General features: G+C 43.9%; 12 protein-coding genes. All 12 read right to left on the bottom strand.

Going from position 1 to position 14,824, the window contains the following annotated elements; translation table 11 throughout:
* On the bottom strand, positions 1–717 hold a 717-nt coding region (hrcA, locus tag AB3112_RS03440), incomplete at its 3' end, for a heat-inducible transcriptional repressor HrcA (RefSeq protein ID WP_367333959.1).
* Positions 718–842: 125 nt separating this feature from the next.
* On the bottom strand, positions 843–1,799 hold the full coding sequence (gene ribF, locus AB3112_RS03435; RefSeq protein ID WP_367333958.1) for a riboflavin biosynthesis protein RibF: 957 nt from the start codon (positions 1,797–1,799) through the stop codon (positions 843–845).
* 20 nt (positions 1,800–1,819) lie between these two features.
* Complete coding sequence (truB, locus tag AB3112_RS03430; RefSeq protein ID WP_367333957.1) at positions 1,820–2,725, bottom strand: tRNA pseudouridine(55) synthase TruB; 906 nt, start codon at positions 2,723–2,725, stop codon at positions 1,820–1,822.
* 81 nt (positions 2,726–2,806) lie between these two features.
* Positions 2,807–3,160: a 30S ribosome-binding factor RbfA gene (gene rbfA / locus AB3112_RS03425; RefSeq protein ID WP_057909221.1), complete on the bottom strand. Its 354-nt coding sequence runs from the start codon at positions 3,158–3,160 to the stop codon at positions 2,807–2,809.
* Positions 3,161–3,176: 16 nt separating this feature from the next.
* Complete coding sequence (gene infB, locus AB3112_RS03420; protein ID WP_084975524.1) at positions 3,177–5,750, bottom strand: translation initiation factor IF-2; 2,574 nt, start codon at positions 5,748–5,750, stop codon at positions 3,177–3,179.
* A 4-nt stretch (positions 5,751–5,754) separates the two neighbouring features.
* Positions 5,755–6,072: a ribosomal L7Ae/L30e/S12e/Gadd45 family protein gene (locus AB3112_RS03415; RefSeq protein ID WP_057909223.1), complete on the bottom strand. Its 318-nt coding sequence runs from the start codon at positions 6,070–6,072 to the stop codon at positions 5,755–5,757.
* A complete protein-coding gene (locus AB3112_RS03410) occupies positions 6,062–6,361 on the bottom strand; it encodes a YlxR family protein (RefSeq protein WP_084975525.1) in 300 nt (99 codons plus the stop codon). The genes AB3112_RS03415 and AB3112_RS03410 overlap by 11 nt, the downstream gene beginning before the upstream one ends.
* 19 nt (positions 6,362–6,380) lie before the next feature.
* On the bottom strand, positions 6,381–7,580 hold the full coding sequence (nusA, locus tag AB3112_RS03405) for a transcription termination factor NusA (RefSeq protein WP_084975526.1): 1,200 nt from the start codon (positions 7,578–7,580) through the stop codon (positions 6,381–6,383).
* Positions 7,581–7,597: 17 nt separating this feature from the next.
* Positions 7,598–8,071 (bottom strand): ribosome maturation factor RimP, encoded by a 474-nt coding sequence (gene rimP / locus AB3112_RS03400; protein ID WP_057909226.1) that lies wholly within the window; start codon positions 8,069–8,071, stop codon positions 7,598–7,600.
* 160 nt (positions 8,072–8,231) lie between these two features.
* Complete coding sequence (locus AB3112_RS03395) at positions 8,232–12,554, bottom strand: PolC-type DNA polymerase III (protein ID WP_301469173.1); 4,323 nt, start codon at positions 12,552–12,554, stop codon at positions 8,232–8,234.
* Positions 12,555–12,682: 128 nt separating this feature from the next.
* A complete protein-coding gene (locus AB3112_RS03390) occupies positions 12,683–14,392 on the bottom strand; it encodes a proline--tRNA ligase (protein ID WP_084975528.1) in 1,710 nt (569 codons plus the stop codon).
* A 30-nt stretch (positions 14,393–14,422) separates the two neighbouring features.
* A partial coding sequence (locus tag AB3112_RS03385; RefSeq protein WP_367333956.1) for a site-2 protease family protein occupies positions 14,423–14,824 on the bottom strand: 402 nt, incomplete at its 5' end.

The raw sequence follows: 14,824 nt of genomic DNA, 5'->3' as shown, positions 1-14,824 counted from the left end.
CAGCTCGCCGTCGACATGAACCTTGTCGCGACCTGCCTCAGTGAGCATTTCACCGAAGATCTTCAAAAATCCTTCAGGGGTTTGAATGTACTTGGTCATCAACATGGGAATATCAAACCTCAGCTTGTCCATGACTTCTTTGAGTGGCTTTCCAACTAATTCCGAGTTGATGATGTTAACAATCGTTTCCAGCTGTTCGGACGAGACGTTCGCCAACCGGAAAATCTTGTTCACAACATGCCCGGTATTCGTCACGATAATCGCCATCACTTGCCGATCATCCAGCTTCACCAGTCGAAATCCGCCAAGCTTGAGGTTATCTCCAGACTCGGGATTAAACGTCAACGCCATGTAATTGGTCAAGTCAGATAAAACCTTTGCCGACTCCTGAATAATTTCGTCAATTCGGTTAAACTCGCTGTTAAATGAACTTTTAATTAAATCCTCGGCACCTTCATCCAGCGGATCCGGCTCGACTAAGTTATCGACGTAATAGCGATAGCCCTCAATCGATGGCACCCGTCCGGATGAAAAATGCGTCTTGGCAATTAAACCCTTTGATTCAAGTGCAGCCATGTCATTTCTGATCGTCGCGGAACTGACGTGGATCGGAAACTCTTCGGCCAATGCCTTGGAACCAACTGGCATACCTGTTCTTGTGTAATCACGAATGATTATTTGAAGAATATTCTTTTGCCTATCTGTTAGCACCCAAATCACCTCTTTTTAGCACTCAATATACCCGAGTGCTAAGGCACATTTATAATTTAACAAACCATATGTTATAAGTCAAGGGAATATAGTGTTATTTTAGCATTAATTTGTGGAGAGTGCTAATAGTGCTAATCGATTATTTCAGGATGATCGCTGAGATAGTCGCCAGTCGCCTGTTTGTCTTTGTCCAGCTGCTCAATTAATTCTTCCGGCGTTGTAAATTTAATCTCATCTCTCAAATATTTCAACCAGTTGACTTTAACAACTTCGCCATAGATATTGCGGTCAAAGTTCATTAAATTAATTTCGACGGTCATTGGGTGACTGTCAGAAAAGGTCACGTTCTTGCCAATTGAAGCCATTCCTAAATAACGTTTACCACCAATTTCCACTGTGACCACGTAAATGCCAATCTTTGGCAGCCACTGATATTCTGAATGCTCCACGTTGGCCGTGGGATACCCCAGAAGCCGACCACGTTCTTCGCCATGGACAATGACCCCCTCAGTTTGAAATGGGCGTCCAAGCATCTGATTAACCCCTGAGACGTCACCGGAATCCAGTTCAATCCGAATCCGGGTTGAACTGATTTTCTTATCTTTGGCATTAACCGACGGAACGGTAATGACATCAAAAGCACCCTTAACGTAGTTGGGAAAGTTCTTCATTGTGGCGGTCTTTTTGTTGCCATACGTATGGTCAAATCCGGCCACAACCGCCACCGCGTTAAAGCGCTTTAAGAAATTATCGATAAATTGCTCGGGCGTTTGACTCTGAAACTCGTATGAGTAATTCACTAAAAAGACCTGGTCAACCCCAAAGTCTTCCAGCAATTGCATTTTGTAGTCCAATAACGTTAAATAACGCTTTTCGTGACTGGACATTTTCCGGTACACAATTGCCGGATGATGATCGTAGGTCAAAACCGCAAGTTGCACCCCACGCTTTTGTGCTTCGTCTTTGGCCCGCTGTAAAACTGCTTGATGTCCCTTGTGAAAGCCGTCAAAAAAGCCCATGGCAACGACGGTTTGGTGACTCACTTTAAACGCATCCGACAACGGATAATGAAGTCTTGATATTTGCATATTTTAATCCATCCCTTTAACTAAGCTATGAACATCCTAAATGGTCGATACTGACCGACTTTGTCGTCAAACTGATAAAGTGCTTTGACGTTATTTTGATAATCCAAACGAACAACCGCTGCATTCTGCGGGCAAATAGACTGATCAAGAAAACCGCCGTGAGACACGATCTGCCAGCGGCTCTCATCCAACTGATAAACCGGATAATTTGCCAGTGCTTCTGTTAACGGGTGAAGCACGGATGCCAGCTGATCGTGGTCCATTGCCGTTTGGACCTCTTCAAGTGTTGAACATTGGGAAATGTCAAACCCGCCACTCTTAATTCGGGTTAGATCCGACATCACCGATGGTTTATCAAGTAGTCGACCAAAATCAACAGCCAGCGTTCGGACATACGTCCCCTTCGAACAACCAACTTCAAAATAAATCGTTTGCGTTTGTGCGTCTGAATCATAAGTAGCCGGTTTTAACTGCTTAAAGTAGTCAATGTGAATTGGCCGTGGCTCCCGGTGGACCGTGATGCCTTTGCGGGCGTATTCATAAAGCTTGTGGCCGTTGACCTTAACCGCAGAGTACATCGGAGGTGTCTGTAAAATATCTCCGGTCAGTTGGGCGAGTGTTTGATCGATTGTCTTGGAATCAAGCGGCGTTTCAATTGGCACCTTCTCAATTAAATTCCCGTCGAGATCCTCGCTGTCGTATGCGAGACCAAGCGTTATCGCGCCACGGTACACTTTACCCGATTGCATTAACAGCTCAGAAATCTTCGTTGCTTGGCCAATGCAGATTGGCAGGACACCATCGACGTTGGGATCCAGTGTCCCGGTATGACCAACTTTTTTTGTATGTAAAATTTTTCTCAGTTGACTAATACAATCGTGACTGGTCATGCCACGCTCTTTGTATAACGCAATTACTCCGTTCATTCGAATTCTCCTATTTTTTCATGTAGTAAAAGTATATCACAAAAAAACTGCCCGACCATTTCTGGCCCGGCAGTTAAAATGTTATTCACCATTTTGTTTTAATTTATTAATTAAGCGATCGATCTTGTCGCCATATTGAACGGATGAGTCCAATTGGAACTTGATTTCAGGCGTCTTATAAATACTGAGTCGATGACCAAGCTCACCCCGGATTAACCCGGCAGCCTTTTCTAATCCCTTGGCAGTTGTTTCTTCGTCCTCAGGTTTATCAGATAAGATACTGTAATAAATGGTGGCTTGCTGTAAATCACCGGTCACTTCAACACCTGTCAAAGTCACGCCTTGAACACGTGGGTCACGGACACGCTTTAACAAAATGTCATTGACTTCTTTTTGAATTTCCTGTTCCAATCGGCCAACACGATATTGAGCCATGAAAACACCTCCAAAATTACTCGACTGGTACTTGTTTCATGACGTATGCTTCAACCACATCGCCGACTTTAATATCGTTAAAGTCCTTAATGGTTAAGCCAAGTTCAAATCCTTGCTTGACTTCATTAACGTCATCCTTGAATCGTTTCAAACTGTTCAATTCACCGGTGTAAACAACAACTCCGTCACGAATTAAACGAATCTTACTGTCTTTTTGAACGAAACCGTCAACAACCATTCCACCAGCAATTGTACCAACCTTGGAAGCCTTGAAAATATCCCGGACCTCAATTTGGCCAGTGATTTCTTCCTTATAGGTTGGGGCAAGCATTCCTTTCATTGCTGATTCAACTTCGTCAATAGCGTTATAAATCACTTGATGAAGTCGAATGTCAACGTGATCGCTTTCAGCCTGTGACTTTGCTTGAGGGGTTGGACGGACATTAAAGCCGATGATGATCGCGTTACTTGCTTCAGCCAGGGCAACATCACTTTCATTGATGGCACCAACGCCGGAATGAATAATGTTAACCTTAACGCCTTCAACCTCAATCTTTTGAAGGCTGTTAGCCAACGCTTCAACTGACCCTTGAACATCAGCCTTGATAACAATGTCAACTTCCTTCATTTCACCCTCTTTGAGTGAATCAAACAAGCTGTCCAACGTTACACGAGTTGTCTTTCGACGTTCTTCAACCTGAGCTTCTTTGGCACGTTCTTCACCAACGGCCCTGGCAGTCTTTTCATCGTTAAAGACGACGTATCGATCACCAGCTTCGGGAACTTCGTTAAGACCCGTAATTGAAACTGGCATTGACGGTGTTGCTTTCTTTAAGTCGCGGCCACGTTCGTTAGTCATCGTCCGCACTCGACCAAATGTATGGCCGGCAACGATTGGGTCCCCAACATGCAAGGTTCCTTGTTGAACCAACAGTGTGGCAACAGGGCCCTTTCCTTGATCCAAACGAGCTTCGATAACAGAACCGACAGCTGGTTGATCCGGATCAGCCTTTAATTCAAGCATTTCAGCTTCAAGGGCAATCATATCCAGTAATTCGTCAATGTTCTTCCCAAATTTGGCAGAAATATTAACAAAGATTGTTTCTCCACCAAGGGCTTCAGGAACTAAACCGTATTGCATTAATTGATCAGTAACATGTTGTGGATTGGCATCCGGCTTATCAATCTTATTAATCGCCACGATAATTGGTGTCTTAGCAGCCTTAGCATGGTTGATTGCTTCAATGGTTTGAGGCATCACACCGTCATCGGCAGCAACGACCAAAATTGTGATATCGGTAATATTGGCACCACGCGCACGCATTTCGGTAAAGGCAGCATGCCCTGGCGTATCCAAGAAGGTAATGACGTTATCGCCATGACGAACCTGATAAGCACCAATAGCTTGGGTGATTCCACCTGCTTCTCCCTCAGTAATATGTGAGTGTCGCAAGTGATCCAGCAAAGTGGTCTTACCATGATCAACGTGTCCCATGATCGTCACAACTGGTGGCCGGGATACCAAATGTTCGGTATTATCCATTTCTTTTTCAAAAATCTTGTCAAGATTGGAAAGGTCTTCTTGAACCTTTTCTTTGGCTTCAATACCATAGTCGGCAGCTAAAATCTCAATGGTATCTTTGTCCAATGATTGATTTTGGTTAACCATGACACCCAGCATAAACAACTTCTTGACGATTTCAGCTGGCTCTCTATGCAGCAGCTTGCCAATTTCTTGGGCGTTCATGCCGTCTTGGTATTCAAGGACACTTGGTAATGGCCGGTTCTTTCGTTCCGGAGCACCATGGTGTTCAACTTCACGTAAACGCTGATTCTTTTGCTTACGTTGCTTCTTGTTACGCTTTTTGTTGGCTTTTCGTGAGCCGCCGCGATTGTTGTTACGGTTCAAACTGCCGCCAAACCGGCCGCTTCCAGTATTTCGATTGGAAAAACTGTTGGCGTTGCTGTGGTTAGACGAATTTGAACTGGAATGATTGCTCGATGTCGTATTGGTACTTGTTGAATGCGCAGCAGGTCGAGCAGTCGTATTATTTGATGGACGGTTGTTGCGATGGTCGTTGTTGGTATTATTGTGATTGTTACTCGATGTTGCAGTATGCGAACTGTTCGAGTGATTGTTGTTCGTGTGGTTATTGTTAGAATGATTTCTTTGATCATTCGCGGTGTTACTGTGAGTCGAGTTATTCCGATTATTGGTACGGTTATCAGAATGGGTTGTCTGCTGCTGGTTTCGACTAACAGCATTTGAGCCGTTGTTGGAATGCGCAGCCGGCCGACTTTGAGCGTGGGCAGCATTCGATGAATGATTGGAATTAGTTGAATGGCCGTTACTTGCTGGCTTGTGGTTCTGTTGGCTGGTTGAATGCGGTGCATTCGAATGGTTATTGCCTTGGTGAGCCGGCTTGCTGCCACCCTTACTAAACATCTGCCTAATTTGGCGTTCTTGATTATCATCGACTGTCGACATGTGATTCTTAACGTCAAATCCCTGCTTGTTAGCACGGTCAACGATTTGCTTACTGGAGACATTTAGTTCTTTAGCTAATTCGTAAATTCGCTTTTTCCCCATACAATCACTCTCCTTTAATTTTATCGGTTAGTTCAACCAATTTTTTTGCCATACCCCGATCGGAAATTCCGATGATCGTGCGTTTCATACCAATTGCATCGCTAAGGGCTGCTTTGGTGTAATGATCGTTAACGGGAATATGATAGTAATTTGATTTATCATTAAACTTTTTTTGAGTCGCCTGGCCGGTGTCTGTTGCAATGAACAAAAAGTGAATCTTTCCGCTTCTTATTTGTGACAGCAACATATCTTGGCCGGTAACAATGTTACTGGCTCTTCGGGCAAGGCCCAAAAAATTGAGGATTTGTTGATCATTTTCCATCTTCAAACAACTCTTTTCTGGCTTGCTTATGATCGACATAAGCGATTAAGTCATCATAAAAGTTGTCATCCAGAGTGGTTGAAAAGACTTTTTCAAAAACATGTTCATTTTTGGCCTTTTTGGCAATGTCCACGTCAATTGAAATATAAGCTCCCCGACCAGATTTTTTACCAGTTTCGTCAATTGCGACGTGGCCATCGGAATCACGGACGATTCTAACTAATTCTTTCTTCGGAGCCATTTCACCAGTCACAATGTCTTTGCGCATTGGAATCTTTCTTTTTTTCAAAAAAATCGCCTCCTAAAAATTAGTCAACAGATCCTTGATCCGACTCATCGGAATTGGACTGGTCGTCGGATTGATCCGCACCAGTTTCCTCTGATGAATCGCCTTGATCAGTCGGCGTGTCCGGTTGACTGTCTTCAACTGATTGATCATCAGCTGCAGCGGCCTCCTTGTTGGCAAAGAACTCCTTGGCCTCAGTTTCTGATTTAATGTCAATCTTGAAACTGGTTAGTTTAGCAGCCAAACGGGCATTTTGGCCCTTTTTACCAATTGCCAATGACAACTGGTAGTCAGGAACAATCACGGTACAAGCACGCTCATTGTCATCGTCGAAAATCACGTCAATGACCTCAGCCGGATTGAGTGAGTTGGCGATATAAGCCGCATCATCTTCATCCCACTCGACGATATCCATATTTTCACCATGGAGTTCGTTAACAATGGTTTGAACCCGCTGTCCTCTAGGGCCAACTGCAGTCCCAACCGGATCGATATCAGGATTGTTCGAGCGAACAGCAACTTTGGCACGATCACCAGCTTCACGCGCAATTGAAACGATTTCCACAGTACCATCATAAATCTCTGGAACTTCTTGTTCAAATAAACGTTTCAACATGCCTGGGGCGGTTCTGCTGACAAATACCTGTGGACCCTTAGTGGCATTTTCAACTTTGGTGACGTAAACCTTAATGCGGTCTTGTGGGCGGTAAACTTCATTAGGCAGTTGATCCTTTGGCCCCATGACTGCTTCGACTTTCCCCAAGTTGATGTAAACAAATCGTGAATCCTGACGTTCAACAGTTCCGGTCACCAACTCATCTTCGTACTTGGAATATTCATCAAATACGTTTTCTCGTTCTGCTTCCCGAACCCGTTGCATAATCACTTGCTTGGCCGTCTGAGCGGCGATTCGACCGAAGTTTTTTGGTGTTACCTCAAACTTGATCTCATCCCCCAGCTCATAACCCTTGTTAATTTCAAGTGCGTCGTCAAGTGACTCTTGAAGCTGATCGTCCGTCACTTCTTCAACAACTGTTTTAACCGCATAAACGTGCATTTCACCCTTATTTGCATCGAATGAAACTTCCACGTTTTGAGCCTGACCATAGTTACGCTTGTATGCAGAAACCAAAGCGGCTTCCAAGGCTTCAATCACAACTTCTTGTTTGATGCCCTTTTCTTCTTCCAGAGCAGACAGCGCTCCTAAAAGTTCTTTACTCATTATTGTGTCTCCCTTAACTAAAATTGAATTGCGAGTCGCGACTTGGCAATTAACTGACGTGGAATTTCCAATGTATCCTGTTTACCCCATTGGTCATTTTGTAGCGTTAGCGACTCATCATCGACTGATTGCAACGTTCCTTCAAAGGTTTTCTGCCCATTTAAATTTTGATATAAAGAAACGTGGACGTATTCGCCAACAGCTTGTTGAAGCTCTTCATCATTTCGAAGTGGTCGTTCGGCACCCGGTGATGAAACCTCAAGGAAATAGGCTTGCGGAATTGGATCCGGGTCCATTGCATCGAGCTTTTCGCTTAACTCATCACTGACCAACACACAGTCATCGATGGTTATGCCACCCTTTTTATCAATATAAACGCGTAAATACCAGCTTTTATTTTCTTTTACAAATTCAACATCGAATAAGTAAAATGAATGTTCTTCCAAAATTGGTTCAACAACTTGTTTGACCGTTTCAACAACATTGCTCAAAGATAGGCCTCCTAAAAATTATCCATTAAAAAGAGCGAGCATCTCTGCTCACTCCCTTACAAGTTATTTAGTAAATTAAGAATACCATATTTCTGAACACATTACAAGTCCAGCGCCTACAGTACCTGATTTTAAGCACCTCAACATTAGTAAAATTCAATTACATCAAATCAAATAAGCTTAATTGGTTCTCATCAGGGAGACCTGCCAGAACATTATTTTCAGTCATAAAGTCGATCAAAGTCTTTGAAACCTTGCCCCGTTTAGCCAAGTCCTCTTTGGAAATAAACGGCTTGTCTTCCCGGGCGGCAACGATTTGCTTGGCAACGTTTAATCCCAGTCCTGGGACCGAATTAAACGGTGCAATCAAGGTATCACCGTCAATCAGCCATTGACTAGCGTCGGATTTGTTCAGGTCAACCATTTGGAACTTAAAGCCCCGTTCGAGCATTTCATTTGCCAATTCAAGGACCGTCAGCAAATTCTTCTCTTTTGTGGATGCTTCCATCCCTTTGTCGTTAATCATCCGCATGGCATTTTTAACCGCTTCTTTACCACGGCACATCGAAACGATATCAAAATCATCGGCTCGAACCGAGAAATAAGAAGCGTAATAGACCAATGGGAAATAAACCTTGAAGTAAGCAATTCTCAACGCCATCAAAATGTAAGCCGCCGCATGGGCCCGTGGGAACATGTACTTGATTTTCAAGCAGGATTGAATATACCAGTCTGGAATCTTGGCTTTCTTCATCTCAGCCTGCCAGTCGTCAGGAATTCCCCGACCATGACGCACACTTTCCATAATCTGGAATGACAATTCGGAGTCAAGCCCCCAATTGATTAAATCAGTCATAATGTTATCCCGACAACCAATCACGTTGGCAATGGTTGCCGTTCCGTTCTTAATCAATTCGTCGGCATTGCCAATCCAAACATCGGTTCCGTGCGATAGTCCAGAGATTTGAAGCAGTTCGGAGTAATTGCTTGGATGTGTTTGTTCCAACATTCCCCGAACAAACCGCGTCCCAAATTCCGGCACTCCCAAAGTCCCGGTCTTTGATTGAATCTGGTCTTCTTTGACACCCAAAATCTCTGGGCTCGAAAAGATCGACATGACACCCGGGTCATCCATTGGAATCGTCTTTGGATCAATTCCTGATAAATCTTGCAGCATTCGGATCATGGTGGGATCATCATGTCCTAAAATATCGATTTTTAAAATATTGTCATGAATCGAATGGAAATCAAAATGGGTTGTCTTCCAAGCAGCATCCTGATCATCGGCCGGATATTGGATTGGCGTGAAATCATAAATGTCCATGTAATCGGGAACAACGATAATGCCAGCCGGATGTTGGCCGGTTGTCCGTTTAACCCCGGTCGCACCCTTGGCTAATCGATCTTCTTCAGCTTGACGGTAGACTTGACCGGTATCCCGTTCAAAGGCCTTCACGTAACCATAAGCGGTCTTATCGGCCACCGTTCCAATCGTTCCGGCACGAAAAACATTTTTCTCGCCAAACAAAACTTTTGTGTAGTTATGGGCAATTGGCTGGTAATCCCCAGAAAAGTTCAAATCAATATCAGGAACTTTATTTCCGGTAAATCCTAAGAATGTTTCAAAGGGAATGTTGTGCCCGTCACCAATCATTTTGGTTCCGCACTCTGGACAGTTTTTGTGGGGAAGATCATAACCTGAGCTGTACTCACCCTTGGTAAAGAATTCAGTGTGCTGGCAATTCGGACAACGGTAGTGCGGCTGCAATGGGTTCACTTCAGTAATCCCGGTAAGGGTCGCAACCAAGCTGGATCCGACTGACCCACGAGAACCTACCAAATACCCATCCTTATTACTTTTAGCAACCAATCGTTGGGCGATCAAATAAATAACCGAGAACCCATTACCAATAATACTTTTGAGTTCCTTATCAAGTCGATCGGCGACAATCTTAGGAAGTGGATCCCCATACCATTTATGGGCGGTATCCATCGTCCGAGATTTGATTTCATCCTCGGCACCTTCCATTTTTGGTGTATACAATTTGTCTTTCAGCGGGTGGACGTCGTCAATTTCATCCGCAATTTTGTTGGTATTGGTGACGACAATTTCTTTGGCCTTTTCAGCGCCTAAAAATGCAAAGTCGCCCAACATTTCATCCGTGGTTAGAAAATGTAAATCCGGTAACTCTTGGCGGTTCAATGGATTGGCACCACCCTGAGAATTAATCAAGATCTTTCGATAGATATAATCCTGCGGGTTCAGATAATGAACATCCCCAGTCGCCACTACCGGTTTTTTGAGCTCTTCGCCCAACTTAACCATGTTGGTTAAGATCTGCTCCAAGTTATTTTCATCAGAAATCAAGCCGGACTCAATCAACGGCGCATATGCCCGCTTGGGTTGGACCTCTAAATAATCGTAAAACGCAGCCTTTTGCCGTGCTTCGTCGATACCCTTTTGCATCATCGACGTAAAGACTTCCCCAGAAGAACAGGCGGAACCGACAATAATGCCATCCCGGTATTTTTCAAGTTGGGTTCGTGGCACTCTTGGAACCCGATAGAAATATTCAACATTTGACAAAGAAACAATCTTAAACATATTCTTCAGACCCGCCTGAGTCTTGGCAAGTAAGATTGCATGGGACGGACGCGCGTGACGATAGGCGTCATTGTCAGTCATATGATCGTTGAGCTGATCATGATAGGCGATGCCGTAACGATCTTCAGCATCCTTTAAGAACAAATAGTTCAGATGTCCAGTTGTTTCCGCATCATAAATGGCTCGGTGATGGTGCTCCAGACTGACATCAAACTTCTTGGCCAATGTATTTAAACGATAGCCACGCAGATTTGGATATAAGAAACGTGCCAAAGTCAGGGTATCAATGATCGGGTTCGCCATTTCCGGCATTCCGTGTCTTACATACCCCGTATTCATGAATCCCATATCAAATGTCACATTATGACCAACGACAATTGCGTCTCCGCAAAATTCTCTGAATAATTTAAATACTTCTTCTTCAGATTTCGAACCGTGGACCATTTCATCTGTGATTGACGTCAAATTAGTGGTTCTTTCAGATAAGTGAAAACCCGGATCAATAAATTCTTCGAACTGGTCAATAACGTTACTGTTTTGCATTTTGACAGCGGATAATTCAATGACTCGATCGTAGATTGCGGACAGGCCAGTTGTTTCAGTATCAAAGACGACGTATGTTGCGTCCTTTAATGGCACGTGTTTGTCATTGTAGGTAATCGGAACCCCGTCATCTACCAAGTTGACCTCAACTCCGTAAAGCATCTTAATCTTATTCTTTTGACCAGCGTGAAAAGCATCCGGAAATCCTTGGACGCCCGCATGATCGGTGATGGCCAATGCTTTCTGGCCGAAATTGGCAGCTTGTTTGGCAAAATCCGCAATGTTATTGGTGGCATCCATCTGACTCATCGTGGTGTGCAGATGAAGTTCAACCCGTTTTTCGCCCTCGGGTGCCTGATCTTTTCTACTGACTGTCTTCACGGGATTAATATCGTAAGCATTCAACGTCAACTCATGAGAGTAGTTGTCTTCTTGGACACTGCCTCGCACCTTGACCCAATCGCCTTCGTTAACATCCTCAAATAACGCTTCTTCACCCTTGTTGGAAAACTTCTTGACCTGGATTGAAGAAGTGTAGTCAGTGATTTTTAACATCAGTAACTGCCGTCCCGAACGCAAAGAACGAATTTCTTTATTGAATACAAACCCGGAAACGACCACTGAGCGTTCCTCTTCAACAATGTCTTCCATTTTGGTAATGGGCAGATCATCTTTAATTTTTCGGCCAATGGTGGTCTTACCACCATTTCCACCGGAGCGCTTGGGATGGGCTTTTGCATTTTCCTGAATGGCTTCGTTGGCCTTTTTGACCAGCTCAGCATTCGCAGCTTCATTTTTCTTTTTAAGCGCCTGGATATTCTGCTGGGATGAGCTTTCATCAACGATCGTATGAATAGTAAAATCAGGGAATCCGGCCCGTTGATACATTTCTTCGATTGGTCCCAAAGCGGTATTTGTCATAAAATCTTTGACAATGTCGTTTTCGGCAACAAATTCGACTCTGGAATCCACAATTGACAGATACTTGTCAGCGCATAATTCCTTCAATAACGGCGATGTCACCCCACTGTTAGGAACCGCCCACTGCCAGTATTGTCGTAACAACTGTTCCGTGAAGGTATCATTTTCCACAGAAATATCAAACGAAACGGTGGCAATATCCTGAAAAGCTGAATGTAGCCGCGCATTAAAATCGTTAAAGACCTCGAAGGGCAGAATTTTGGGGATAGAAATATCAAACTGCCAACGTTGACTTTGTTTATGAACTTCCAAGCGATCGATTTTGGCACCTTGAAAGTATGGCAACTCACTTGCCTGTGGCCATTGAAGTTGTTCCAACAACTTCTCAAACAATTCTTTTCGATCCAAACTCACGGTTTGCCCTCCTATTTAACACATGAAACATCCATGAACACAAATGGTTGGACGCAAAACATCAGTTTTGTTCCAACCACTTTTTTACTGACGATAACTTACGTCTATATTAATTAGTTACGGTATCACTAGTCAAGATTCTTCAACATTTTTTTAACCGCACCATTTAAATCGGCGACTGAACTTTCAGCAGTCTCACCGGTCTTTCGAACTTTCAATTCAACAATGCCGTCTTCGGCTTTCTTACCAATTGTGATTCGTAATGGAATTCCCATCAAATCAGAGTCGGCAAATTTAACACCGGCCCGTTCTTTACGGTCATCAACCAACACTTGGAGACTGTCATCGGTTAATTGAGCTTCAATTTTGGCAGCAAGATCCATTTGAACGTCTTTTTTGGCGTTAATTGGAATCACGTGTACATCAAACGGTGCAACTGCCCGTGGCCAAATAAGGCCGTTCTCATCGGCGTTTTGTTCAGAAATAGCTGAGAGCAGTCGGCTGACACCAATCCCATAAGATCCCATAATAACCGGAACAGCACGGCCATTTTCATCCAACACAGTTGCTTTTAATGAGTTAGAATAACGGGTGCCCAACTTGAAAATATGACCAATTTCAATTCCACGAGTGAACTTCAATTTGCCCTTGCCATCAGGTGATAGTTCACCCTCCTTAACAATCACAAAGTCGCCAACGGCATCAATTCTATAATCACGGTCAGCATTGACGTTAATATAATGGTAGCCGTTTTCATCGGCGCCCACCACGGCGTTTTTGATGTTGACAACTCGCTGATCGGCTAAAATCTTCACGTCTTCGCTGACACCAACGGGGCCAAGTGAACCAAAATCAGCACCAAGGTATTTCTTAGCTTGATCATCGGTGGCCATATCCAGGAAATCTGCTCCTAAGTAGTTTTTTAATTTAACGTCATTGACATCATAATCACCCCGAACCAGCACCATAACGGGCTGTTCATCAGCAACATACAACATCGACTTGATTGTTTGAGTCTCTGGAACATCCAAGAGTTTGGCAACTGCAGAAATCGTCTTGGCATTTGGCGTCTCGATCTTCTTCATTTCAGCTTCTGGGGTGTCGTCAACTTCATCCGTCACCTTTGATTTCGCCATTTCCAAGTTGGCAAAATAATCACTGCCATCTGAATAAACAATCGTGTCCTCACCTACGGCAGCCATTGCAGAAAATTCCTTGGAGTCGGAGCCACCCATAGCGCCACCGTCACCGATAATGACCCGATATTTCAATCCAATTCGGTCAAAGATATTCCGGTAGGCTTGCTCCATGGCATTATATGTTTTGTCCAAGTCTTCATCGTTAGTTGCAAACGAATAGGCGTCCTTCATGATAAATTCCCGACTGCGTAAAAGTCCGTATCGAGGCCGATTCTCATCACGGTACTTGTTTTGAATTTGGTACAACACCAGTGGTAATTGCTTATATGACTTGATTGAATCACGAATTAACGCTGTAAACGTTTCTTCGTGGGTCGGCCCCAAAATGAAGTCAGTTTCGTGGCGGTTCTTAAATTTAAATAATTCTGGACCGTATGTATCATAACGGCCTGATTCTCTCCAAAGATCCGCTGGCAAGATATCCGGCATCAACATTTCGTGAGCGGATGTTGCTTCCATTTCTTCTCGGATAATCGTTTCAATCTTGTTTAAAACCCGATATGCCAATGGTAAATAAGCGTACATGCCGGCAGAAATCTGGCGAATATACCCGCCGCGGACCAGCATTTGGTGACTGAGTGCTTCAGCGCCCTTAGGGGTTTCTTTTAACGTTGGAATCAGCATCTGTGATTGCTTCATGTGTAAGGTTCTCCTTCATTATTTACTTAATTAATGCAAAAAGTATCTCTCAATATCGTTCCAAGTGACCAAAATCATCAATAACATCAAAAAGGCAAACCCGATTAATGTGATAACGGTCTCAGTCGTCTGGGAAACCGGCTTTCTTCTGATCGCTTCCAGAATATTCAACACTAACTTACCACCGTCTAATCCCGGAATTGGAATCAGGTTAATGATCGCTAAGTTCAGTGATAAGAAGGCTAAGAAGTTCAACACGCCGCTTAGTCCCATTTTGGCAGCTTGAGAAGTGGTGGCGAAAATAGCAACCGGCCCTCCCAAGTCATTTAAACTAAAGTGGCCGCTGACCATGCTCCAAAGTGCGCCAAACAGCTGTTTAGCCACCGACCAGGTCGTGGTGAAGCCAGAGAGAATTTTGGCTTTGAAACTCTT

It is taken from the genome of Lentilactobacillus sp., from assembly GCF_040773105.1.
Lineage (GTDB): Bacteria > Bacillota > Bacilli > Lactobacillales > Lactobacillaceae > Lentilactobacillus > Lentilactobacillus parabuchneri.
This window is presented reverse-complemented; position numbering and strand designations above follow the sequence as displayed.